The sequence below is a fragment of the Streptomyces sp. R21 genome, assembly GCF_041051975.1.
GTDB lineage: Bacteria > Actinomycetota > Actinomycetes > Streptomycetales > Streptomycetaceae > Streptomyces.
In genome coordinates this window covers 40,465-63,488 of the sequence record NZ_CP163435.1, presented here as the reverse complement: position 1 = coordinate 63,488, position 23,024 = coordinate 40,465, and the positions used below count along the sequence as shown (strand labels likewise).

Annotated in this window: 18 protein-coding genes and 1 pseudogene; all 19 read right to left on the bottom strand. The window is 71.2% G+C overall.

The features are described 5' to 3' along the window. Nucleotides 1-1,807 precede the first annotated feature (1,807 nt). Nucleotides 1,808-2,503, bottom strand: a pseudogene (locus AB5J56_RS00335) (DUF2637 domain-containing protein); the annotation flags it as partial. A 309-nt stretch (nt 2,504-2,812) separates the two neighbouring features. Next, nucleotides 2,813-6,148 (bottom strand): hypothetical protein, encoded by a 3,336-nt coding sequence (locus AB5J56_RS00330; protein WP_369228825.1) that lies wholly within the window; start codon nt 6,146-6,148, stop codon nt 2,813-2,815. Nucleotides 6,149-6,156: 8 nt separating this feature from the next. Next, complete coding sequence (locus AB5J56_RS00325; protein WP_369228823.1) at nt 6,157-6,603, bottom strand: TadE/TadG family type IV pilus assembly protein; 447 nt, start codon at nt 6,601-6,603, stop codon at nt 6,157-6,159. Between the two features lie 5 nt (nt 6,604-6,608). Next, nucleotides 6,609-7,052, bottom strand: a complete 444-nt coding sequence (locus AB5J56_RS00320) for a TadE/TadG family type IV pilus assembly protein (protein WP_369228822.1) — start codon at nt 7,050-7,052, stop codon at nt 6,609-6,611. Next, nucleotides 7,049-7,465 carry a TadE family protein gene (locus AB5J56_RS00315; RefSeq protein ID WP_369228820.1) on the bottom strand — a complete coding sequence of 139 codons (417 nt, stop codon included), beginning with the start codon at nt 7,463-7,465 and terminating at the stop codon, nt 7,049-7,051. The genes AB5J56_RS00320 and AB5J56_RS00315 overlap by 4 nt, the downstream gene beginning before the upstream one ends. Nucleotides 7,466-7,510: 45 nt before the next feature. Continuing rightward, on the bottom strand, nt 7,511-7,699 hold the full coding sequence (locus AB5J56_RS00310; RefSeq protein WP_369228818.1) for a hypothetical protein: 189 nt from the start codon (nt 7,697-7,699) through the stop codon (nt 7,511-7,513). Between the two features lie 28 nt (nt 7,700-7,727). Further along, nucleotides 7,728-8,621 carry a type II secretion system F family protein gene (locus AB5J56_RS00305; protein ID WP_369228816.1) on the bottom strand — a complete coding sequence of 298 codons (894 nt, stop codon included), beginning with the start codon at nt 8,619-8,621 and terminating at the stop codon, nt 7,728-7,730. Beyond that, nucleotides 8,618-9,535 (bottom strand): type II secretion system F family protein, encoded by a 918-nt coding sequence (locus AB5J56_RS00300; RefSeq protein ID WP_369228814.1) that lies wholly within the window; start codon nt 9,533-9,535, stop codon nt 8,618-8,620. Before AB5J56_RS00300 ends, AB5J56_RS00305 begins: the two co-directional genes overlap by 4 nt. 115 nt (nt 9,536-9,650) lie before the next feature. After that, on the bottom strand, nt 9,651-11,216 hold the full coding sequence (locus tag AB5J56_RS00295) for a CpaF family protein (RefSeq protein WP_369228812.1): 1,566 nt from the start codon (nt 11,214-11,216) through the stop codon (nt 9,651-9,653). Then, nucleotides 11,209-12,081 carry a hypothetical protein gene (locus AB5J56_RS00290; RefSeq protein ID WP_369228810.1) on the bottom strand — a complete coding sequence of 291 codons (873 nt, stop codon included), beginning with the start codon at nt 12,079-12,081 and terminating at the stop codon, nt 11,209-11,211. Before AB5J56_RS00290 ends, AB5J56_RS00295 begins: the two co-directional genes overlap by 8 nt. A gap of 1 nt (nt 12,082) precedes the next feature. Then, on the bottom strand, nt 12,083-12,766 hold the full coding sequence (locus tag AB5J56_RS00285; RefSeq protein WP_369228808.1) for an SAF domain-containing protein: 684 nt from the start codon (nt 12,764-12,766) through the stop codon (nt 12,083-12,085). Nucleotides 12,767-12,810: 44 nt separating this feature from the next. Further along, nucleotides 12,811-13,341, bottom strand: a complete 531-nt coding sequence (locus tag AB5J56_RS00280; RefSeq protein WP_369228806.1) for an ATP/GTP-binding protein — start codon at nt 13,339-13,341, stop codon at nt 12,811-12,813. Between the two features lie 353 nt (nt 13,342-13,694). Then, complete coding sequence (locus AB5J56_RS00275; protein ID WP_369228805.1) at nt 13,695-14,303, bottom strand: hypothetical protein; 609 nt, start codon at nt 14,301-14,303, stop codon at nt 13,695-13,697. Between the two features lie 184 nt (nt 14,304-14,487). Beyond that, nucleotides 14,488-14,811: a hypothetical protein gene (locus AB5J56_RS00270; protein WP_369228804.1), complete on the bottom strand. Its 324-nt coding sequence runs from the start codon at nt 14,809-14,811 to the stop codon at nt 14,488-14,490. A 152-nt stretch (nt 14,812-14,963) separates the two neighbouring features. Beyond that, a complete protein-coding gene (locus tag AB5J56_RS00265) occupies nt 14,964-15,878 on the bottom strand; it encodes a replication-relaxation family protein (RefSeq protein ID WP_369228803.1) in 915 nt (304 codons plus the stop codon). Then, nucleotides 15,875-18,496, bottom strand: coding sequence for an ATP/GTP-binding protein (locus AB5J56_RS00260; RefSeq protein ID WP_369228802.1), 2,622 nt, complete (start codon nt 18,494-18,496; stop codon nt 15,875-15,877). The genes AB5J56_RS00265 and AB5J56_RS00260 overlap by 4 nt, the downstream gene beginning before the upstream one ends. Next, on the bottom strand, nt 18,472-19,119 hold the full coding sequence (locus AB5J56_RS00255) for a hypothetical protein (RefSeq protein WP_369228801.1): 648 nt from the start codon (nt 19,117-19,119) through the stop codon (nt 18,472-18,474). The genes AB5J56_RS00260 and AB5J56_RS00255 overlap by 25 nt, the downstream gene beginning before the upstream one ends. Next, entirely contained in the window at nt 19,116-20,228 is a 1,113-nt protein-coding gene (locus AB5J56_RS00250; protein WP_369228800.1) for a C40 family peptidase, read from the bottom strand. The genes AB5J56_RS00255 and AB5J56_RS00250 overlap by 4 nt, the downstream gene beginning before the upstream one ends. A gap of 35 nt (nt 20,229-20,263) precedes the next feature. Continuing rightward, complete coding sequence (locus tag AB5J56_RS00245) at nt 20,264-23,023, bottom strand: hypothetical protein (protein ID WP_369228799.1); 2,760 nt, start codon at nt 23,021-23,023, stop codon at nt 20,264-20,266. Nucleotide 23,024: the final 1 nt, after the last annotated feature.

Sequence of the window (23,024 nt, the reverse complement as noted above, 5' to 3'; positions counted from 1 at the left end):
TCGCCTCCGAGCTGACACGGCAGACTGCTCCTCGCACGCGCGGGGAGGGTCCCAAGATGTCCCAGACCAGAGGCGGCCGGGCCACCTTCTCCCCGCGCATGCGGGGATGGTCCCTGCGCCGCGATCTTCGTGCAGAACCTCGACGCCTGCTCCCCGCGCACGCGGGGATGGTCCCTGCGTCACCGTCACCGTCACCAGCACCGGGCATGCGTCCTGCTCCCCGCGCAAGCGGGGATGGTCCCTGGCAAAAGGGCGTAGGGATGGCGATGGTCACCTGCTCCAGCGCACGCGGGGATGGTCCCCCGGGCACAACACCGCCTCGCAGAAACGAAGGCTGCTCCCCGCACCTGCGAGGATGGTCCCGAACCCGGGCACGGGCAACGGCCCCTCAACGACTGCTCCCCGCGATTCGTCTCGATGCCTTGGAGCAGAAACGGCGCCAGACCATGCGTGTCCATGGCGCGTCGACCACAAGATCGTCCTCTTAGTCCGGGAAAGCATCGCGGTGGTGGGCGAGGGCGTTCCAGCGGCGTTCGAAAGAAGCGAGGTATTTCGCCACGTCGGATGCCTGGATGGGCCTGTTGTACTGGGCGGCGATACCGCGCTGAGCGAGGTCTGCGACGATCTGCTCTACGGCCGGGGTGGGGCTGTGCTCGCGGTGGTCGGCCCAGATCGTGTAGATCCGGAATTCGAGGAAGTACCGGGTCAGCGCCTTGGGTTTGATCGGCTGGCCTTCCCGGTCGCGGACGTTCCGCTCAGCCAGGTGCGCCGACAGTTCGGCGCCGTTGGGTTCTTTGCCGTGCTGCAGCTGGAAGCCGTGCCAGGCCAGGTAGTAGTGGTCCACTGCGGTGGGCGTGGAGAGGGACGGCGATGCCCCGCTGTCTTCCTGCGTCTTTCCCTGTGGTGTAGCAGCGGTGGAAGGGGGGCGCTGCTGCGTGGCAGCCACTGGCGAAGAGGACTGGGGGCCCTGTTCGGTGGCGTGCGCCGCGGTGGCCGCGGCCGACGCTGCTGCAGGCGCGTATCCGGGGTTGGTGTCGCCGGACTGGCGCTGCCAGAAGCCGTCCAGGAAGCCGGACAGGTCTTCGGCGGGCAGTGGTCGGCCGTGGGCATCCATCACCCCGTCGCGGTGCAGGACGTACTGGCTCAACGCCGCAGCGTCGGGGTGGTGGCCGAACTCCTGGGCAAACGCCTGCCAGGCGTTGTACAGGAACTCCTCCCACGACGGCTCACCGTGTGCGGCGGCTGCACGGTGGCCGGAAGGATGCGGAGCTTTGGCATCCAACCGCTGGACGCGGCGCAGCACGGGTGCCGCCAGCCGGTCCGGGAACGGCTGGCCGGCCTCCGCGGACATCTTGTACGCGTCCTTGACGACGCGGCCGGGCTGCCCGACTGTCGACGGTATTTGATGATCCGCCAGCCGGTTTCGGTAGGTGGCGGGGAAGCGGCCCTGTTCGAACGCGCCGGCCGCATCACCCCGTGCGCCGGGCAGGTCATCGCGGGACCTGTCGTGGTCCCCGGCTGCCGTCTGCCAGGCCTCCTCCGGGTTGTGCGCGGGGTAGTGCCGTGCCCCGGGAGGGGGCTGCTGCTCGGCTGCCTGCTGGTGCTGCTCGGTGACGTCTACGGGGTCGTGGCCGCCCTCGGGGAGGGTCTCTGAAGGGGCCGGGGCAGTGGTCCGCAGGGCGCCGCCCTGCCGGGGGATCTGTTCTCCCTGGTGTCGACTGTTCTGCCCGTCGCTCTCCGCTGCTGCGTCTGCTTGCGCCGCGTCAGCGCCGTGCAGGTCCGCGGCTGTGCCGGCTGCCACATCCAACTCTGGCTGGGCCGCCGGGGGCAGCAGCACGGGTTCGATGCCCGCGGCGGCCAGACCCGACGGAGCCGTCTCCGCCAGCGGGACGCCGTAGCGGGCGAGCCGCAGCGGCATCAGGGACTCGACCGGGGCCTTGCGCTTCCAGGCGCGGCCGAACCGGGAGTGCAGGCGGGCCTGGTAGACCAGGCGGTCCTGCTCCAGCTTGATGACCTGCTCGTAGGAACGCAGCTCCCACAGCTTCATCCGGCGCCAGAGGAGGAACGTCGGGATCGGCGAGAGCAGCCAGCGGGTGAGGCGCACGCCCTCCATGTGCTTGTCGGCGGTGATGTCGGCGATCCGCCCGATCGCGTGCCGGGCCGCCTCGACCGACACCACGAACAGCACCGGGATCACCGCGTGCATGCCCACACCCAGCGGATCCGGCCAGGCCGCCGCGCCGTTGAACGCGATCGTCGCCGCCGTCAGCAGCCACGCCGTCTGGCGCAGCAGCGGGAACGGGATCCGGATCCAGGTCAGGAGCAGGTCGAGCGCGAGCAGCACGCAGATGCCCGCGTCGATGCCGATCGGGAAGACGTACGAGAAGTCCCCGAAGCCCTTCTTCAGGGCCAGCGCGCGGACAGCCGCGTACGACCCCGCGAAGCCGATACCGGCGATCACCACTGCACCGGTGACGATGGCCGTGATCAAAAGGCGGTGCACCGGACGCAGCCTGGGGTTGGCCGGGGCATTGCTCGGGGTCACGGCTGCTGTCCCTTCTTCATCGATGGCCTGATATCCGAACGGGTGTCAGGTGTGCATGCCGGTCACCCGGGTCCGGAGGGTGCACCCGGCTGCGGGGCGGCCCCCAGCGGAAGATCTGCCCCTGTGTCGCCGCCTCGGCGCCAGCGGGTGGTGCGCCCGCACCGGTGACCGCCGGCGCCGAAACGGCTGGCGGCGCGGCTGTTGGATGCAGCGCCGGACGGAGGACCGTGCGGTGGGCAAGGCCGGGAGGGTGCGGCTGGGTGGTGATCACAGGCCCGGGGCACGGCGTTGGGGGGCGGAGTTGAGCAGCTCGTTGACCAGATGCTCGGTCTCGATCTCCAGGGAGCAGTCGAGGGCGCGGTTGACCTGCTGAACCCTGGCGATGGCGGCATGCAGTCCGGACCGGTTCCCGGCCGCGTACTCGACGCGCATCCAGTCCCGGTAGAGCAACTCGGCACTGCCATCGGCCTCGAGACCCGTTGCCACGGCCTGCCGGGCCGCACTGAGGTCGTGGTGCGGGCCGGGTGGGGTGCGGTAGGTGGCCACCGTGTGGGCGACGTCGATGATCCGGGTGATCATCTCCTGCTGGAAGGGCTCCGCCCACGGCAGCGGCCTGGTCCCGAACGGCCGCCCCCGCACCAGCTCGAGCGCCTGCTCCAGATCCGGCAGTCCGGCCGGCCCCTGGGACAGAGCCCGCTCGGCGAGCTGAAGGAACTTCGTCCAGTCACAGCGCATGGTGAGGGAGAGCCGGTAGGGGTCCTCGCCGGCGCTGCGGCGCGGCACGTACGGGTTGCCCTCCGGATCGTTACCCAAAGCCCGACGCAGGCCCTGCAGCCGGGCGTTGAGGGTGGTCACCGACCAGGGGCTGACCGGGTCCATGTCCGCGCACAGCACGTCGGCGCTACGCCCGGGGCGGAAGAACATCAATGCGGCGAGCTGGGCGATGCGCGGGCCGTGTCCGGTACTGGCCACACCGCTCACCTCGACCGGCCCCAGCACCCGGATCTCCGGCGCGTGCAGGTCGAGCGCCTCGCCCTCGTCGTGCATGTCCTCGCCGTGCGCAGGCTTCGGGGCCTTGTCGGCCTCGTTTTCCGCCCCGTTGTCTGCGCAGTCGTCCTCGGCCGAGCGCGGCGTCGCCGCTCCGGGCAGCAGGCGCAGCCCGGCCGGATCGGTGGAGGCGGCGAGCAATGCGGGAAACACCGCGCCGTCACCCGTGCCCGCGGCCGCTGGAGCCGTTTCGGGTGCGGAAGGTTCCTCCGGCGCGACCGGCTCGTCCTGTGGCCCGGGGCCGGGCTCGGCCGGAACCTCCCGCCACGGGCCCTCGGCCGGGTCGGCGGGCTGTCCGGAGAGGGCCAGCGCGGTCGTGATCTGCAGGTAGGCGGCATGTTCCAGGCGCTGCATGGTGATCGAGGCGGCGGCGTAGTCGAGTTGCTGCGGCTCCCCGAGCGAAGCGTTGAGGATGTCCGCCTCGGGGAAGTGCGCGGCCGCGGTGCTCGCCGGAGCGACCAGGGTGACGGGAACTGCGCCGGCCTTGTCGATGACGTCGGCGAACTCCCAGGCGGTGTCGGCGTCCAGGGCGGATGCGCACAGCAGCAGGTACGGCTGGTGACGGGTCTCGGGCATCTGGTGCGCCTCCAGCAGCCGCTCGCTCAGGTCGCGCAGCGCATGCGCGGCCTGCCGCATGTGCGCGATCCGCGAGGTGGGCAGCAGTTGCGGCAGGTCCTCGCCGAACCCGATGGCAACGATCTCGACCTCGCCCGCCCACGGGCTCATCCCGTACTCCAGCGCGAGGGAGGTACACACTTCGGTGATGTGCACCGGGTTGCCGTCCAGCAACAGCGCGGGCAGCTGGGTGAGATTGAGCAGCAGAAGGTCACCGGTCTCGGTGCTGCCGATGGTGACCAGCCCCGGATACGGCGCCGGTATCTCGCGGGCGGCTTCCTCCTCCAGCAGGGTCGCGTCGGCGGGCAGTACCCACCAGCCGCCCGTCCCCGCGGCGAAGGGCGCCTGCGGCTGCTGGGTGAGGTTCCCGGGCAGCACCTCAAGCGTGTGGGCGCCGATCCGCGCGGCCCGCAGCGGCGGCAGACTGCTGTCGCCGTCCTGGGCCACTTGGTGGGCCAGGGCCCTGAGGGCCACGTCCAGGCGGGCCGCCCCAGCCGGCCCGGCGGCGGCCGCCAACTGCGCCTCCGCCGTGGAGGTTTCCGCGGCGATCGCGATGGTCTCGCCGGGCGTGCGGCGCCGGCGCTGCAGCAGCCGGCGCAGTGCGAGGGCCCAGGTGACCGCGGCGGCCAGGAGCGCTCCGGCGCCCAGGACGGTCCGCAGCTGCAACTGGCTGCTCGCCGGAGATTCAGGCTGCGGGGTTGGCGTCGTGGTGGGGGAGGGGGCATCGGACCTGGACGGTTTGGCCGACGCCGACGCCGATTCGGAGGCGCTGGGTCGGGGCGTCGCGGATCCAGCCCCCTGCTCCCGGCCGGACGGTTGGGTGGGGTGACTGGGCGTGCTGGGCGCGGACGTCTTTGTCGCGGGCGTGGTGGAGTGACTCGGACCGGGAACCTGCGCGTCCTGGGTTCCGTCGCCCGATTCCTGCCCGCCGTCCGGACTATCGGAATGCGGTGGGGTGCTCGTTTCGTCGCCGCTTGCGCCGTTGTCGGGCCGGTCGTGCTGCTCGGGCTGCGCGTCGGGCACAGCGACCTGCTGCCCCGCATAGATCACATCAGGGTCGGTGATCTTCGGCAGTCCGCCCGGTTGCGGCCGGCCCCGGCTGGCCTCGAACAACTTCGGCCATTGAGCGCCATCACCGAGCTCCTCCTCAGCGATCTTCGACAAGTAGTCGCCGGACTGCACCGTGACCATGTGCTCGCTCTTGCCGTCAGCGACCGTGATGCTCTCGCCCAGCTGCGTGTCCGGTTCTCCCGCCGATGCGCTGGCCGTACTCGCGGCCGGTACGGCCGGGCGGGCGTCGAGCGGCAGCAAGAGGACCGCGCCCTTGGGCAAGTACTGGTCGCCGGACACCAGCCCGGGGATACCAGGGTTGAGCGCGGCAATGTCCTTCCACCGCTCTCCCTTGCCGAGACGCTCCTCGGCAAGGTCCCACGGCAGCTCGGCGGCGGACGTCACGGTGTACGTCGGCCGGTCGCCACCATGCGGGGCTGCCGTCGGTGCCGTAGCAGTGCCAGCGCTCGCGCTCTCGGTCGCCGCGTGGGGCACGGCGACGGCGAGCGCAGGAGTGGCTGCCGACGCGGCAGTCGGGACCAGCAGGACGATCCCGCCGATGAGGAACGAGGCCAGGGACTGCATGCCGCCCAGGCCGCGCAGGCGCGGGGTGGAGCGGCGCCGCACCACAGCGACGACCTCCAGCAGCACCGACAGGCAGAACGCGGCCCAGGCCACCCATCCGATGCAGGTGATGGCGGCGAAGAAGAGCATGCCGTCATCCGGGCGCAGCAGGACATCGATGCCGCCGGACAGGTCGGTGGGCTGGGTGCCGGCGAGCAGCAGCACGTAGGGGGTGCCGGCGAGCAGGGCGACCAGCAGGGTGAGGCCGAGCAGCGCGCGCACCAGGGCGCCAAGGGCGCGCAGGGGTGCGGGGGTTGGGTAGGCCATGGGTGGGCTCAGCCTCCAGCCTGGGTCTGCAGATGTGCGGTCGCGGAGCCGGTGACGTGGATGGTTCCCTTCCCGATCAGCTGCGCGAAGTAGGTGTTGTAGTTGTCGTGGACGGTGACCGTCATGGTCTGCCCGTCATCGGTGATCTGGACGTCGCCGTCCACGCCGGCGGCGGCGAGGTAGTCCTGGGCGGCGGCCTGCGCGGCATCCGGATCGATGGTGATGGCGGTGCCCTCGATGGCCTGGGCGGGGTCGAGTTGCTGCCCCGCGGTGCGGGCGGCCTCCTGCGCGAGAGACTCCGCGCGATTGGACGCATTGAGCGCGCCGCCGCCGTCGACGAGCAGGCCCATGACCATCAGCAGTCCCACGGTGGTCACCGCGAAGAACAGCGACATCGAGCCGACCTCACGGCGCGCACGCAGCGCGGCAAGACGGCTCCTCACTACAGCAATCACGATCATCAGCGGGCCCTGTAGGTGTCGATCGGGCTGGTCCAGGACGCGGTCAGGGTCTTGGCTCCCGGCAGGCCGGGCACGCCGATGTCAGACAGGGTTGCCGTGCACGAAATCGTTGCGGTGACGGTGGCGGCCTCCCCGACGCTGGTGGCGTAGCCGGAGGTGTCGATGGCGACGCTGGAGGTCTGGCAGGTGACCCCGTCGCCGTCGAGGCTGCGGGTGACCGCGTCCTGGGCAGCCGTCTGCGCGGTGCCGGCGTCGCGCTCCAGGGAGGCGGCGCGGGCCGCTGCGTGGGCAGCGGAGTCGACCGCTCCCTCCGCGTCGGTGACCCGCCCGAACGCGATCATCAGGCCGAGGATGACGATCAGGACCGGGGCCAGGACAGCAGTCTCCAGGGCACAGCTGCCCCGGTCCTGACACAGCAGCCGCAGCAGGCGGGGGCGCGTCACGGGGTGGTCCAGCGTTCGACCGGTCCGTCGGCATGCTGGGTGACGTGCAGCGTGAGGCCGGGAACCAGAGTCGCCACCTCCCCGGTGACGGTGATGCGGATCTGCTGGGCGGTGCTGCCGCCCGCGGAGACCTGGGCGTCCTTCACGGAGCCGCCGAAGCGGGCGAGGTACTCCTGGGCCTGGCTGACGCCGTCGCCTTCACCTGCGCCGAACTGCCGTCCGGCGTCCACGCCTTGACGGGCGGCGGACTGGGCGACCTTGCGGGCGTGGTAGTACAGGCCGACCTGGATGGTGGTGAAGGCCAGCATCAGCACGACCACGGCGAGCGTGGCCAGTTCGAGGCCCAGCACGCCGTCGTCCCTGCGGCGGATGCGTGCGCGGATGGCCCCGAGGTGTCGTGATCGGCGTCCCACCGTTTCCCCCTCGCTCGTCGTCAGTCGTGTATCGCGTGGTCGTCCTCAGCCGCCGGAGATGATGCCGATCTTCTCCATGAGTTTGGAGCGGATGGCCACCACGAGCAGGCCCGCGCCGACGAGCAGGGAGCCGGCGAGAACGGCGAGTTCGGTGCTGGTGGCACCTTGGTCGCGGGCGGCGCGCAGCTGCTCGGCGCGGGCGCGCATCCATAAGGTCAGAAGATGGATGTCCATCAGGGCCGGTCTCCTTTCGGTCGCCAGGTCAGCTGGCGAGGATGGTGTTGACGATCGGGATCATGACGAAGGCGAGCATGAGGATCACGGCGAGAGTCACCGGGATCACCATCGCCGCGGAGGCCTCGTTGGCCTGCGCTTTGGCGTCGGACAGCAGCGCGATCCGCAGCTGACGGGCCTGGGACTGCAAGGTGGTGTAGACGGCGGCGCCGTCCCCGGCCAGCGCCAGGGTGTCGGCGGGCCGGGTCAGTTCGGGGATATCGAGTTCCTCGCCGAGCTGCTTGAGCGCGTCCCACGGGGTGACGCCGGCGAGCTCGGCGTGGTCGAAGACCTGCCGCATCCGCTGGAAGATCCAGCCGTCGCCGACCTCCGCGGTCTGCGTCAGCGCCTGCCCGGCGCCGGAGTTGGCGACCCGGGCCAGGGCGACGCGCTCGAGATAGGAGGCGGCGGCGTGCCGCACGATGAGGCGGGTGGCGGCCGCGTCACGTTTGACGTCCTGGCCGGGGCTGAACCAGAACAGCGCACTCAGCAGGAGCGAGATGCCGGCCGGGATGGCGAACGGGAACGCAGTGCCGGCGAAGGCGAGCAGGGCCTGCAGCAGCTGTGGGGCGAGCAGCCCGTACAGGGCGAACAGGACCCGCTTGCCGAGATGTTCGGCCGGTGAGATCCGCAGCAGCCTGAGATCGCTGAGCGGCAGCCGGATGCGGACGCCGAACTCCTCCAGCAGCCGCGCGCCGACCCTTTCTGGCAGGCCGCGTGCGCCGGGCGGCGCGGCGACGGGCAGTGAGTTGGTGAAGTGGCCGGCGTCGAGCCGGTCCAGGACGCTGCCCAGGTCGGGTTTGGTAGGCAGGGCGGCGCGGACGGCGAGGCCGATCATCACGCCGGCCGCCGCGGCGGGCAGCACCGCGTTCACAGGGATCATCGGCTCTGCCCTTCCCGGACGGCCAGGTGGTCGGGCAGCGGGTCGAGCAGGCGCGGGTCGGGCTTCGTGCGGGCGATGCGCCGCAGCCAGGCCAGCGTCCACGCGAACAAGCCGCCCAGGACCACCAGCGCGACTTGCCCGATGGGGCTGGCGTACCAGCCTGACCAGGCGTTGTTCAGCATGCAGCCCAGGACGACGATGCAGATGACCAGGGAGACCTGACGGGAGGACTTGCGGACCGAGGCGCGGTCGGCTTCGACGTCGCGGGCGTCGGCGGCCTGCTGATGGATGGTCACCGCGAGCGCTTCGAGGGCATCGGCCAGGCCGGGGCCCTTGTAGACGGCGTGGCTCTGGAAGAGCAGCACGACGTGGTCGGAGACGCCGTCGGCTAGCTCGTCCGCGAACAAGGCGAACGCCAGCTGGGCGTCCATGCCGGTGCGCAGCCGGTCGGCCAGCCGCTGCACACCGCCGGCGATCGGAGCGGGCGCGTTCTTCGCCGAGGCCCGCACGGTCTGGGTCAGTGAGATACCCGCGGTGTGCACCCCCGCCAGATGGTTGAGCCACTGGGCGAGCGCCTCAAGACGCTCGATGCGGGCCTGCGCCGCGCCCCCGGGGTACAGCACGAACGGCAGACCCAGCACAGCGGCGCCGGCGAGCAGGCCCTGCACGGGCCAGCTCGTGTACGCCCACACGACCAGCGCGACGACGGCGGCCGCGATGACCAGGTGGCGCCAGCGTTGCTGCCAGCTCTCCGGTAACTCGGCCCTGGCCCGCCGCATCCGGGCGGCGATCCGGGAGGGCGGCTTGACCGGATCGGGGATACGGCCGCGCAGTTCACGGACGACGCCGACCGCGGCGATGACTGCCAGCACGGTGCAGCAGGCCGCGACCAGGGCCAGCTGAGAGGTGGTCACGATTCCTCCCTGGGCGGCGTGATCGGCATCCGCGGGCAGACGTCATAGGTCTTGGTGCGACGGCGGCAGGCCGGCTGAAGGATGCGCATCCGGTAGGGGGCCCGGCGGTGGTCGCTCATCGTCGTCTCACCGTCTGCAGGGGCTCTCCCCACCAGTCGTGCGGGTTCTCGGCCAGCCACGAGCGGGCGATCAAACCGGTGCGCTCCAGTTCCTCGATGAACGACGGCATGTTCCGGTAGACCGCGCGCGGATCACCGCCGGAGGGGGCGAACAGCTCAGTGGTGGTGGGCCGCCCGGCCTCGCCGACGACATCGTGGATCTCATACACATGGGAGACGAAGCGGTGCCTGCGACCCCCGATACCGGTCTCGTCGAGGTAGGTGAGGTAGACGACGACGTCGATGGCGGAAGCGATGAGGTGGTGGGCGGCCTCGGTGGCCATGCCCGCCTCCGTGCACAGCTGCACGAGCCGGGACACGATGGCGTGCGGGCGCCGCACGTGCATGGTGCACATCGACCCGGACCCGCCCGCGGACATCGCCTGCAGCATCGGCACAATCTCGGTGGAGCGGACCTCACCGACGATGACGCGGGTGGCGTTGTAGCGCAGCGCGGTGGCGAACATGTCGGCGATGCTCACCTCGCCCGCCAGCCGATCCCCGCTACTGCGTTCACCGTTGGACTGGCGCGCCTCGAAGGCGAAGGTGACCGGGCCGGGCTTGGGGCCGGGCTCGTCCAGGTACAGCTCGCGGTCGGATTCGAGGGTCACCAGCCGTTCGGCAGGCGGGATTTCGCGGCCCAGAGCACGCAGCAGGCTCGTCTTGCCCGCACCCATGTCGCCGACCACCAGCACGTTCATCCGCGCCTGCACGCACGCGGTGAGGAACCGCTCCAGCAGCGGGTTGATCGACTTCCACTGCACAAGCTCACCGATGCCGTGCTGGCGGATGCGGTGCTTACGGATGACAACCGAGGGGCGGCTGGTGAGCAGACTCGCAGTGACACGGGAACCGTCGGGCATTCGGAAACCGACCATCGGACTCGCCTGCGTCAAAGCACGTTCGCCCTGACCGGACTGGCGGGCCATCCGGTTGACCCACGTGACCAGCTCGTCATGAGAGCCGGCGACCTTGTCGATGGTGCGCCGCGGCCGGTCGTAGTACTCCACATACGCGGTCAGCCCGTCGACCATGACGTCCTCCACGCCGTCCTCGTCGAGGAGGGACTGCAGCCGCCCGCCGCGGAACATCGCGTCATAGACCGCAGTCGCGATGCGGGCTTCCTCCTCCCGCGTCAACGGAGTGTTGCCCTGCGCATACTTGGTGGCCCAGTCGGCGACGGCCGCGTTGGCCAGCGAACGGGCCAGGGCACGCCGGTCCGGCTCGGCCAGAGTGCGCTCAGGGTCCTTCCTGCTCAGCTCCGCGGACACCTCCGCCTGCAGGGCTTCGACGACCTCCCAACCGACAGGCAAAAGTTCCGCCGGCACTCCAGCCAGCCGCGGAACGGCCGTCGGGCTGACGGCGGCCCCGGAAACCGCCGACGGTGGGGCAGCCAACGGTGCCACGGGCAGGGCCGGCCGCCGCTCGCCGAGCTTCCCGGCGAGCAGATCGGCGATGTCGTCGCGACCCATCGGCGCGGGGACCTGCCCGTTGACGCCCGGCCGCTGGTGGGTGTCAGCCACGGCCACCGCCCCGCTGAACCAACCGGTCCAAGACCCTCGCGAGCTGCGGGTGGGCCGGCGCACTGGGGTAGTGCTGCTGAATCTGCCGACGTGTGGCGAGCGCCTCGAACTGCTCGGTGGCGGTGCGCGCGTAGCGCAGCAGCGAGCTGCGGGCGAAGCCACGCGGCGGCTTCCCCCCGTTGGTCAAGTACGCGGCGGTCTCCGGGTCCCACGGCAGCGAGGCCAGCACCGGGGCCTGGAGGGCATCGGCGACCTGGTGCGCACGGAACGGACCGTCCTCGATGAGGAGCAGGCCGAGCGCGTCGTATCCGGAGCCGTGCTGGTCGAGTTCGGCGCGCAGCGGACGCATCAAGTGGCGGGCGAGGGTGAGGCCTTGCTCTGTGCCGCGGACGGCCAGCAGCACCAGGTCGGCCCGGTGCAGGAGCGGCGCCGGGGTGAGGGTGGGGTGCAGGTGCCCGGCTTCCAGGGCCAGGCGCCCGGCGTCGACGAACACGTCATGGCCGGCGGATTCGGCCATGACGTGCAGGACATCGGACAGGGCGGGCCAGGTCCGGCCCAGAGCGGCGGCCTGCGCCGGGTCGGTCAGCCCGGGCAGCACCTTGCGGTGACCGGCGGTGCCGTCCAGCGGCCACAGGTGCGAGGCGAACGCGTTTGCCAGCTCGACTGGTCCGACGCGATCCGCGGCCGCCAGGTGGGCGAGGCCGTATCCGGCGCCGACCTGGCCCTGCAGCAGCCCGGCCCGGATGGTGCCGCCGGCCGGGTCGCACTCGGCGAGCAGGGAGGGGCGGGTGGACGCCAAAGTGAGGGCGAGCGCCGCGGTGGTGACGCCGCAGGACTTCGCGGAGACGATGCAGGTGACGGGCATCTCAGTTGCTCCGCGGTTCGCGGACCAGCGCAACGCGGCCCAGGGCGGCCCGGCTGGCCAGGACCGGGCCATCGTCGGGGGCGACCGCGAGGTTGACGACCACCGTGCCAGTGGCGTCCGGGCGGGAGACCGAGACAACCACCGCGTCGACGGTCTCCGGGACAGCGCCCTGCTTCGCCGGCTCGTCGCCCTGGGCGGGGGTGGTCACCGCGCGGACCTTGTCACCGGGGGCCAGCGTGCCTGCCGGGGCCATGCCCCGCTTCACCTGAACGCCGACCTGCTCCTGCTTGTCCCCCAGACCTGTACCGGTGGCAAGTTGAGAGGAGAGCAGCAGCCCGCCCTTGCGCAGGTCAACGGCTGGCCGTTTGCCCAGCACGGAGGCCTTCTGGGAGGCAGGGACGGGGGTGAGTGCGGCGTCCGCGGACACCTCGGCGACTGCCAGGTCGGCGTCCGTCAGGGCGCGGCCGGCCGGGACGTCTCGGGCCACGGCCAGTACGCGGGTGCGGTCGCTGGCCGAATTGACGGCGGCGGCCGCCCCGAGCGCGGCCACGACCGCGAGCACGATGCACAGAGCCGCCACGGACCAGCGGCGTTGCCGCTTGACCGGCGGGGTGGTGGTGATGGGGACCTCGGGGCGGGCCGGGCCCTGCGGACGCGGCATCGCCGGCGCGGCAGGTAATTCCATGACGGTAGGAGGCCTTTCACAGTGTTGAGGGGGACGCGGTCCGGTCAGTTCAGGACCTGCACCTCGGCGACAGTGATGTTCACGGCGCTGGTGCGGGTCGCGGCCAGTTGTCCGGTCTCGCCGCCGCCGTCGACCTGCCAGTCGACCTGCCAGGTTGAGGTGGCGGTCACGTGGTAGCGGCCGCTGGCCTGGGTGGAGGAGGGCTGGCTGTAGCGGTATCCGCAGTCCGGGGAGTCCTTCTTGCCGAACTCAGCCTTGTACGGGGTGCCGGCCGTGGTGCAGGTGACCGTGGTGCCGTCGCCCATGTTCCACACGATCCGCTTGACCTTCGCGGTCGCCGTGACGGTGACCCCGCCCGCCGACGCGGAGGCGCTGTTGGGCCCGTACGTCTCAGCGGACTTCGTCGTCCACATCCACACCGGCATGCCGACCACGCCCTTGCCGCCGGGCTTGGGGGTGATCTGGACATCCGGGCCGAGGAGCTTCATCTTGTCCAGCGCCTCTTGGGCAAGCTGGGCCGGATCGGCGGTGGCGACGGGCGGGGTGGCGGACCAGAACGTCTCCGGTGGCCCCATGACCGTTCCAGTCGCTCCGGCTCCGGCGATGGCAATGGGGCAGATTCGGGTGTAGATGGCGCCCTCGTCCGGGCTGTGTCCCTCCCATGCCGAGCTGCCAGCCGGAGGCTGCGGATCCAACTTTGTGACGATGCACGGCCCCGGCACGGACGGCTTCGTGCTGCCTTTTCCCAGAGAAGGGGTTTTGTCGTCCCCGGTGCCATCAGATCCGCCCACCCCGGCGCCCACGCAGAAATCGACCACTGTGCACTCGCCGACTCCGGTTGTCGGCTTTGGATCAGGGTCGGCCGCCGCGCCCGTGACAGCGGCGCTGACCAACACCGCGGCACCGGTCACGACTGCAAGGCCGCGGCTCAGCATGCCCGATCTTCTGGCTTGACGTCCAAGATCACCCACTGCTTCCCCCACAGTTCAGCGGTCACGTGGCTCACGTACTTCGTCCGTCGCTGCTTGGGCAGCTCGACCTCGCTGTTCGTCTTGGTGTTGATCAGCTTCCAGGTCGAGACGTCAACGCAGTCAGTGATCTTTGCTAGAGGTACCTTCTTCGCCAGATCAAGGCTGGAGACATGGGGGGTGATTCGAGGATGGCCCTTGGTGGCCTGGCCAGCGGTCTCCATATTCTTCAAGTCGCTCTGCGCCAGGCCCAACGCGTTGCCCTTGGCGTACGTCTTCAGGTCCGTGCCCGCCATGCTTGCCTTGGCGTAGGCGGCCGTCTTCTCGTCCCAGTAGTGCTGATAGGCATCAAGGACCTGCTGTTTGGCGACGGCCTGCGGGTCCGCTGAGGAAGTTGAGGGCGCTGGCGTCGAGGCGGCTGACCTTGAGGTCGCGGCCGCCGCCCCGTCGTTGTCGTTCGAGGAACTGCACGCGGAGACGGCGAGCACGGCACAGAGTCCGAGGGCCGTCGCGGTCCGGTTTCGGAAGCGAACAGCGGAATGGAGGGTCTGGTGTGCGCGGCGTTTCACGATGTCTCCCCGTTCGGCGTGGTGCGAGCTGGGCTGCGACCACGCCGCTGCGCAGGGCAGGCGATGCTGGCGCAAGCCGGTTGAACTGCTGTGATTCGTTTGCGTAGGCAGAGGGTCACGCATATGCCAGTCAACTTCTCAGCATGAAAGTCGAGTTCACCCCTACAACACAGGTTGTATCCGGTCACTTTCGAAACCGGATGTCGATGTGTAGTCGTGCGGATTCGCTTGCTCCGCTCGCGCACGATCCGGGTCGGCTCCCGCTCGGACAGTGGGGTGTCCGTTGGCTGGGCAGGGGAGTGGGCCAGACGGTGATCACGTCACCGTCGAGGGTGACGCGTCGGTCCGGGAAGTGGTGGCGTACCAGGTTCAGGTCGTCCAGATCGAAGTCGTCGGCGCCCTGGATCACCCAGGCGTTGCCGACGTGCGAGACGGTCTGGGTTCGGCCGGGCCACGCATGCTGCATGGATGCTTCGTGACTGTGAATCCCGCCAGCGGTCTGCATCATCGGGCATCCTCCAAGTCCGTTGCAAAGTAGGCGGAGTTGGCTCCCACCTCTACCCTGCAACAGTAAATTACAGGTTCGCTTGAGCAAATGGCAAGCGATGTTCGGAAGGAATTTCAGGGCTGCGGCCTTGAGTCGTGAAGGCTGTCGCGGCCTCACAGTTCGCTCCAGGGGCGACGCTCGCCGCCGGTCAGCGGTGCCCACACCGGCCCGCGGGGGCCCTGGGCTTCGAGGTCGTCGAGGACGGCGGCGCCGAGCGGCACGTCGCGGGCGAGTGCGGCGACCAGCGGGTGCTGGGCGACCATGGCCTGCAGGTCGCTGATCCGGTGGTCCAGTACGTATCGGGAGGCTCCGGTGAGGACGAACAGCACCCGAGGGAAGACCGGATACCAGCGCAGCCAGAGCGCACCGGTGCCGGGCTGCGGCCGGGGGCGCGAGCGGCCGACCGGCTGCGGTTCATACGTCCACAGCCGCGCGTACTCGATCAGCTTCACCGCCAGGCGTTCACTGCTCATGGTGGAGCGGTCGATTTCGACGAACGCCCGCAGCTTCGTGCGGAGTTCCTCGTCGATGAGCGTGTAGTGCATGACCGCATCGGCGATGACCCGCCCGCCGTCACTGAGTGGGTGGGAGACCTCGGGGGTCCAGTCGAGATGGCCGTGTTCGTCGCCGCGTCGGCGGGCGTCGGCGACGAAGGCCAGATGGGTGCGGACCACGGTGAGCGTGTGCGGGGTCTTCACCGAGGCGGCCGTGGCCGAGGTGATCGGATACGGCGGGCGGCCCCGGAGCGCGGGGAAGTCCCGCACCAGCCGGGCCCCTTCCCCGGTCAGATACCAGGCACGTGACCGGTTGGATCGCGGCAGCACCGCGTAGTCCACCAGGCCCTCGCGGCGCAGCTTGTTCAACGGTGCGGAGACGGTCTGCCGCGCCGCGCCGGGGCGCAGCAGGTCGTGGATTTGACGGGTGGTCGCCATCCGGTGCTGCCCCAGTACCGCCAGAAGCTGATGCGGCAGCGGCTCGACCGGACTCGGCGTGTGACCGGGCACCCCGGTCTCGAAGGCGGTGGTCACTTGTACCTCTTCTCTAGTTGTACGGCGGGCGGGGTGGTGGGGGCCTGCTGGGCGAGAAAGCCGCCCACCCGGGCCAGTTGGCCGGTGGCGAGTGTCGTGAGCTGGTCCAGCGGTGCGGCGCCGGCCGTGGCGCGGGCGGCGCGCTCCAGCGCGGCCGTCTGGCGGGGGCGGGCGTAGTCGGCGAAGACGTCGTCGAGGTGCGGGCCGGTGATGCGGACGGGGCCGACGCGACGTCCCCGGACGGTCAGTGACATGTAGTGCTCGAAGCGGTCCAGGGCAGCGACGATGTCGGGGCCGGGGCGGTCGCCCCATTCCGCGGTGATCGGGGCGATGGCGGACTGCGAGCCGGCGGTGGAGGCCAGGGTGGAGGCGTTCTGGATCAGGGACAGCCGTACGGGGATGGGCAGGCGGGCCAGCAGCTGCGTCATGCCGTGGACGTGGACCTTGTACTTGCGGAAGTCCTCGAACATCGAGGCGATCGTCTCGGGGGCTGCGCCGGTCAAGGTGATCAGTTCGTCGAAGTAGGGGCGGAACGGCACTCGCTGGGCTTCGGGGGTGTCGCGGCGGGAGCGCACGGCGCGCAGCAGATCCCGGGCGAGCAGGGCGGTGATCAGCCGGTCGGTGGGCCCGTTGCCGCCCGGGCATACCCACACGATCATCTTCGAGTCCATCGCGCCGCGGATGTTGTAGACGCCGGCCGGTTGGCCGAGGAACGCGCGGGTGACCGGGTTGGCGGCGAGGCGGGCGATCGGGTTGAGGACCACGGCGAACGCGTCGGCGGGCAGCGTCGGGAACACCGCCTGCCACCACGAGCGGGTCTCCTCATCCAGCCGCCCCTGCACCCCGGCGAGCGCCGCGGCGCGGAAGTCCGGGTCGGTGAGCAGCGCCCGCACATGGAAGACGGTGGCCTGGTCCTCGGGCCGCCCGGCCTGGCAGGCGGCTTCGTTGACGGCCACCAGCACCGCCAGGGCGGCGGTGAGGATGGTCAGCGCGCGCGGTGCGCTCGCGTCGTCCCAGCCCAGCGCGGACGCGAAGGCGTCCGTGGTGGCCTCGACGACCTCGTGCGCCACCTGCCCTTGGTGCATGCCGAGCGGGTTCCAGCAACTCACCTGCGGAGCAGGGCCGTTGGCGTTGAGGTCGATGAGCGCGATCCGCTGCATCAGCGCGTCGTGGGCCAGGAACGGCAGGGCGCGGGGCCAGGAGTCGCGGTGCGGGTCGACGAACATGAGCCCGCCTCCGGCGTGGGCCCAGCCGATCGCCTGCGCGAGGGCGCGTTCGGTCTTGCCGCCGCCCGCCTTGCCCACCCCGACCTCGAACAGCGTCTCCTTCGCGTAGCTGGCTACCAGGCGCCGGCGGCCGTCGGGGGCGCGGTAGATGCCCTGCAGCAGCAGCTCGGGGTTGTTGAACTCGAAGGTCGGCAGGTCCCCGGCGAGCAGCGGCAGCCGGCAGTGCACCGTGGGCGGCTTGAGCAGGCCGCACAGTTCCTCCAGGCGCACCCAGTTCGGGCGGGGAGGCTGGCAGTGCCCCAGATTCCAGCGGCGCTCGAAGCCGCGGCGGCTGGGCCAGTGGTCTGCCCCGAGCCGCCATGGGCCCACCCGCCAGCCGCGCATCGCCCACCGTGAGCCGCCGCCGAACACGTCGAAGGCGGCCTGGAGCTGGGCGAGCCGGGCCTGGGCGCGGCCTTCGGTGTTCGAGGCGCACATCACCAGCAGCTGCACCCGCACGAGGTGGTCGTCATCGGCGAGCTTGCCCAAAGCTTCCGCGGGGTCCACCCGGCGGGGCACCGGCGGCATGACCAGACGGCGCCCGCCCCCGCCCTGCTTCCCACTGACCAGTTGCTGCAACTGCCAGGCCAGGGAGTCCTCGATGCCGGTGGCGTCGTGGCGCACCCACCGGGCCGCCCGCTGTGCCTCGCGCCGCTCCCGGCGACGGGCCTCCGACATCAGCTGCAGACGCCGCGCCCGCAACGCCCACTTGGGAGCCCGCTGGATGTCGAGCCGTATCTCGGCCAGGTCACCCAGCTCCGCCCGCAGATCGGAGACGGCGTCGATCAGCGGCTGCAGCGGGTCCGGGTCCAGTGGAACGTCCCGCAGCGGGGCGGTGGGCTTGCCGCGCAGGATGAACTCCGCCCGCACCACATGCGCACGCGGCTTGTCGACCAGGGGACGGGCCCGCTTCACGGTGACGGCCGGCCCGAAGGGCGTGATCGACAACAGGCGTTCGCCGCCCGCGGGACCCTCGATCCGGTAGCAGAGCGGGCTGGAGCCGTCGGCGCGCAGCCGGATCTGCACCGCCTTCGACCGCCTGGGCGCCCACCACGGCATGCTCGTCGAGGCCCGGGCCAGTTGGACCCCGCGGCGGAAGATCTCCTCCAGGCCGGGGTCGAAGAGCCGCGACGCAACGAGTTCCAGCGCCATCCGCTCGGCCGACGCCTTCCGTGCCAGACGTCGCACCACCATCGCGCTCACCGCCCAGCAGGCGAGCGCGGCCGCCACGGGCACGTACCAGTGGGTGATCACCCAGCCGGCGGCGTCGGCCAGGCCGGCCAGCAGACCGAGAACCTGACCGGCCGCCGTGTCATCCGCCCGGTCGGTCAGATACGGGGCTGCGGCGTCCACGGGGACCCTCCTTTCGTCGACGTGCGTGCGAAGTACCAGTCGGTGATGCGCCGGTCGGTGTAGGTGCCGCCGCGGTCGGCGCCTGCCCACACCAGGTGCACCACCGCCTTGTTGGGGCTGCCGTCCCGGCGGGCGATGGCGGCCTGGATGCGGAAGCGGGCGGTGGCGAAGGCCGGTGCGATCGCCTGGTGCGGGTTGCCGAAGAGCGCGGGCCACGTGGAGCGGCCGATCCCGGTGGCGTCCGCCCGCAGCAGGCCGCGGCCGGCCGCGAGGAGCTTGCGCTCGTCGGCGGCGGCAAGGTCGGCGGGCCAAGCGGTCTCCAGCGACTTCTGGATGGCGGCATCGCCGGCCACGCCCTCGCCGTGCGGCGGCAGCGCGGACGCGCTGACGTCCTCCGCCGACGTGGTCGAGGAAGCGGCTGGCGCGGGCGTGCGGTTCCGCGGGGCGCGGCTGCCGGGAGCGGGCGCCGGGAGCCCCGAGGGGAGAGCAGTCGCCCGTGGTGGTGCCGAGGCGGCGGGTGCGCTCGGCGCATCCGGCCCTCTGATCAGCATCATCCCGGCTACGGCCAGGAGCAGGGTGGCGGCCAGCAGCAGGCGCGGCGAGCGCGCTGGGGAGGTGGTCATAGCAGCCGGGCCCCTCCCGCGTAGCCGGGCATCGCGTCGACTGCGTCCAGGCGGACCACGGTGCCCGGCCGGGCGGCGTTGACCATCTGTCCGCTGCCCAGGTAGATCCCGGCGTGATAGATCGTCGCGTCGTGGCCGGGAGCGTCGGCGTAGAAGACGAGGTCGCCTGCCTGGAGCGTACTGGCGCCGAGACGGGCGGGGATCCGCCGGCCGGCCCCGGCCTGCGCGGCTGCGGTGCGCGGCAGCCGGATGCCGGCCCTCGCGTACGCGTACTGGGTCAGCCCGGAGCAGTCGAAGCCCTTGATGTTCGCGCCGCTCTTGCCGTTCGGCGAGCAACAGACCCCGTAGGACGTGCCGTGGGCGTTGCCGCCGCCCCACGCGTAGGGCACACCGCGCTGGGAGAGGGCCGCCTCGATGACGGTGCGGACCTTGCCGGACACGTGCTGCAGGTCCGGGGCCTTGGCGGCCGCCGTGTACTGGTCGATCCACCCGAGCACGTCGGCGACGTATGCGCCTGAGTGGTTGTACTGCAGGATCGCGGCCTTCAGCTGCGAACGCTTCGTCAGGTCACGGCCGTGGCCGCACAGATAGACGGCGGCACCGAGCGCGGCGTCGTCAGCGTTGTGCGGATCAGCCGTCCCGTCTCTGTTCGCGTCCTCGCCGATGCCCTCCCAAGTGGAGGGCAGGAACTGAAAAGGTCCGACGGCCCGTTCCCCGGTGGCGGTGCCGTCCCAGCGGCCGTTGTCGGTGTCCGGGAAGACGGTGGTGTTGCCGCCCGCCCCCGAGCCGTTGAGGAGCACCCCGTAGATGCGCGGGCGGATGTCCCCGTCGTCGTCGATGCTGCGACCGACGGCATGGTTGGACTCCACCTTGGCAATCCCGGCCAGGATCGGCCAGCGCATGCCCCGGCACGTCGGTACGTACTTTCCGGCCTGCTGGACAGCCTTCTTGTAGGCGCTCAGCATCCGCGCCGGGATGTCTGCCGCGGTGCCGCCGTCGGCGATCCCGCCGTCGTCCTGCGACCCGGCCTGCATCGCCACGTATGCGCTGATCGCCCCTGAGACAGGAGCCGCGCAGCACACGGCGGCGAACAGCAGCAGTACGATCACGCATCCCCACCGCCGCAGGCGGCGGCCCGGCGCCTTCACTCGTCGTCCCCGTCCTCGGCCTGCCACTGCGCCCGCATCTCGCGCAGCCGGTCGGCCTGGCGTTGAGGTTCTGCCTCGGGCCCGTGCTGCCGCAGCAGGTCCCGCATCCGGGCACGCGTCTCGTCGCGCGGCGTGTTGGGCGTGCTCCCCGCGCCGGGAAGGCCGGAGCCCGTCCTGCTCGGTGCAGGGCTTGCCGGACGCGGGGCACGGCCGCCCGCGAGCCGGCTCGGGGATGTCGGCGTGCTGCGCGATGCGGACGCCGAGTTCGCATGGCCGGTGGGGCCGTCGGCCGTGGACGGCCGGGCGGGACGGCTGGTTGCGGCTGGTGTGGTGGTGGGCAGGCGGCGGCTCGCGAAGGGGCCCATGCCGCCGCGGTCGTCACTGTGGACCTGCATCACCGCGGCCGTGTGCCGGCCCGCATCGCCCCACGCCTGCCGGTCCTCGCGCACCGTGTTGCGCCATACCCGCAGCTGCTGGCGGGCGTCCTGGGAGTAGCGCGAGCCGCCCGAGCGTGCTTGGCGCACGGTGGCCGGCAGCTCCCAGGTCGCCCCATAGGCGGTGCGGCCGCCCCGGTGGAGGATGCGATAGCCGCGCAAGCGCACCAGCCGGTTGTGGGCGCGCGTCGACAGCAGCGTGCGGTCGGTGTGCTGGTCGTGCAGCACCTGGCCGGAGTCGCGGTCGATGACCTGCCCGTCCTGGTTGCGGTAGCGGTCGGGCGGTCCGCCGGGCCGACGCGGCCCCGCGCCGCCGGAACCGCCGCCTGGGCCGTCGGACGGGCCGCCGGGGCGCGGGTCGCCGTCGGCGGTGGGTTTGCGCCATTTGGCCAGATGCTCTTCGTCCGGTCGGCGGCCGATCAGCAGCCAGTTCGCGCCCTTCGCGCCGAGCCGGGCGCCCAGTCCGCCCACGGCGGCGGCCGCGGTGAGCGGGGCGAGCCCGCGCCCGGCCTCGGCGGTGGCATCGGCGAGCACGCTGCCGGTGTCCACCGGCATGCCCGCGCCGTCGGTCAGTGAGGCGAGGGCGCCCATCAGCCGCTGGCGGGTGCCGAGCATCCCGTACCGGCCGCCCCCGCCGCCGGTGAAGGCACGCAAGCCCCCGCCGTAACTGCCGAGCGCGGCGGGGGAGTTCATGGCGAGCGCGGCGCCGAGCTCGGAGGTGTCGCCGGGCAGGTGGGTGCCGCCGACCTTGGCGTAGCGCATCCGCATGGCCATGCGGCGGCCAAAGGAGGTGATGCCGGTCAGGAGCCTGCGGTGCCCGGCCGCGCCGGCGATGGCGAGGACGTCGATGAGCAGGATCCGTTCCACCATCAGGTCGGGCCCGTTGGTGAGGGTGGCGTCGATGGCGATGCCGAAGAACGGGATGAACGCGCAGATCCCGACCACGGCCAGCACCGCAATGCCCCACAGGGACAGCCACTTCCACACCGACTGACGGGCGGGACCGGGCAGCATGCCCGCGACGAAGGTGATCCCTCCGGCGGCCGCCGCTGCGGCGCAGATGCCCTGGGTGGCGAGCAGCACGATCGCGGAGGAGAGCAGCATGCCGCAGATGAACAGCGCCGCAACCAGCAGCAGTCCGGCCCCACCGACCCGCCACCAGGTGGGTTTCTCCGCGTAGGCGGCGCAGGCCTTGCCGACCGGGCCGGCCTTCTTCAGATCGTCGAGGAACCTGGTGAACTGGCGGCCTTCCTCGCTGAAGGCGGCGCTGTCGACATCGGCCAGTGATTCGCCGGGAAGAAGCGCAATCCCGCCTTCCAAGCCGGTTGAGACACCGGCGTCCTGGGCGGACTGGTGGGCGTGGCCGCGTTCACAGTACTTCTTCGCCTCCCCAATGATCTTGTGGCAGGCGTCCTTGTCCTCGTCGGTGACGTGGGTCCTGCTGCTGCCCGGCTTGTATCCACCGGTGATCCATTTCAAATGGACGGCGTAGGCCGCGCGGTCGGATTCCTTGGCGGGGTCGAGGATGCGTCCGTACTGCAGCAGCATGTACGGCTTGACGATCAGCGCGTTGGTGATCGAGTCCTGGATCGGGCGGGCCACCTCCGCCGCCGACACGGGGCCTTCGCCCTCGCGCTCCAGGCACTTGAGCTCGGCATGGCCGGCCATGCCGTCGCAGGGGCCCTTGCTGGCGAGCTTGCCGCCCCAGTCGTAGGAATTGACGCTCTGCTGGGCGACCTCGGCAGCCACCTGCTGGGACTGCCCCAGCGGCCCGTCCTGCGCGAGCAGGGTGTCGGGGCGGATGAGAGTCGAGGCGGAGAACGCCGCGATCAACAGGGTGAGGAAGATTTCGCCCAGGCCGCGCCCGACCCGCCCGCGTACGATCATGAACCCGGCAAAAGCGAACGCCCAGGCCAGCAACAGCCCCTTCAACCCGAGGACGTTGACCACCACATCGTTGTAGGTGTCGGCGACCTTCTGCGCCGGCCGGGTGAGGACCTTCAGCAGCGGGAACCGGAAGGCGACCTCGATCGCCCACCCGGCCAGCCCGACCAGCAACCGGATCAGGGTGAACAGGCCGGACAGCATGAAGGCGAGGGCCTGCGTCTTGAAGGCGACGATGGATCCGCCTTCGGCGTTCAGCTCGTACCCGTCGATCGGCACGCCCTCGGAGGAGGTGATGTCGAGCGGGGCGAGCAGGTCCCCGGTCTCGCTGTTGCTGCCAGCCGCATACACGACCTGGCTGTTGACCAGGACGAACACGCCGGTGAGCAGCACGACGAAGCCGGCCGAACGCACAGCCGCGCGGTCTGGACGCCACACG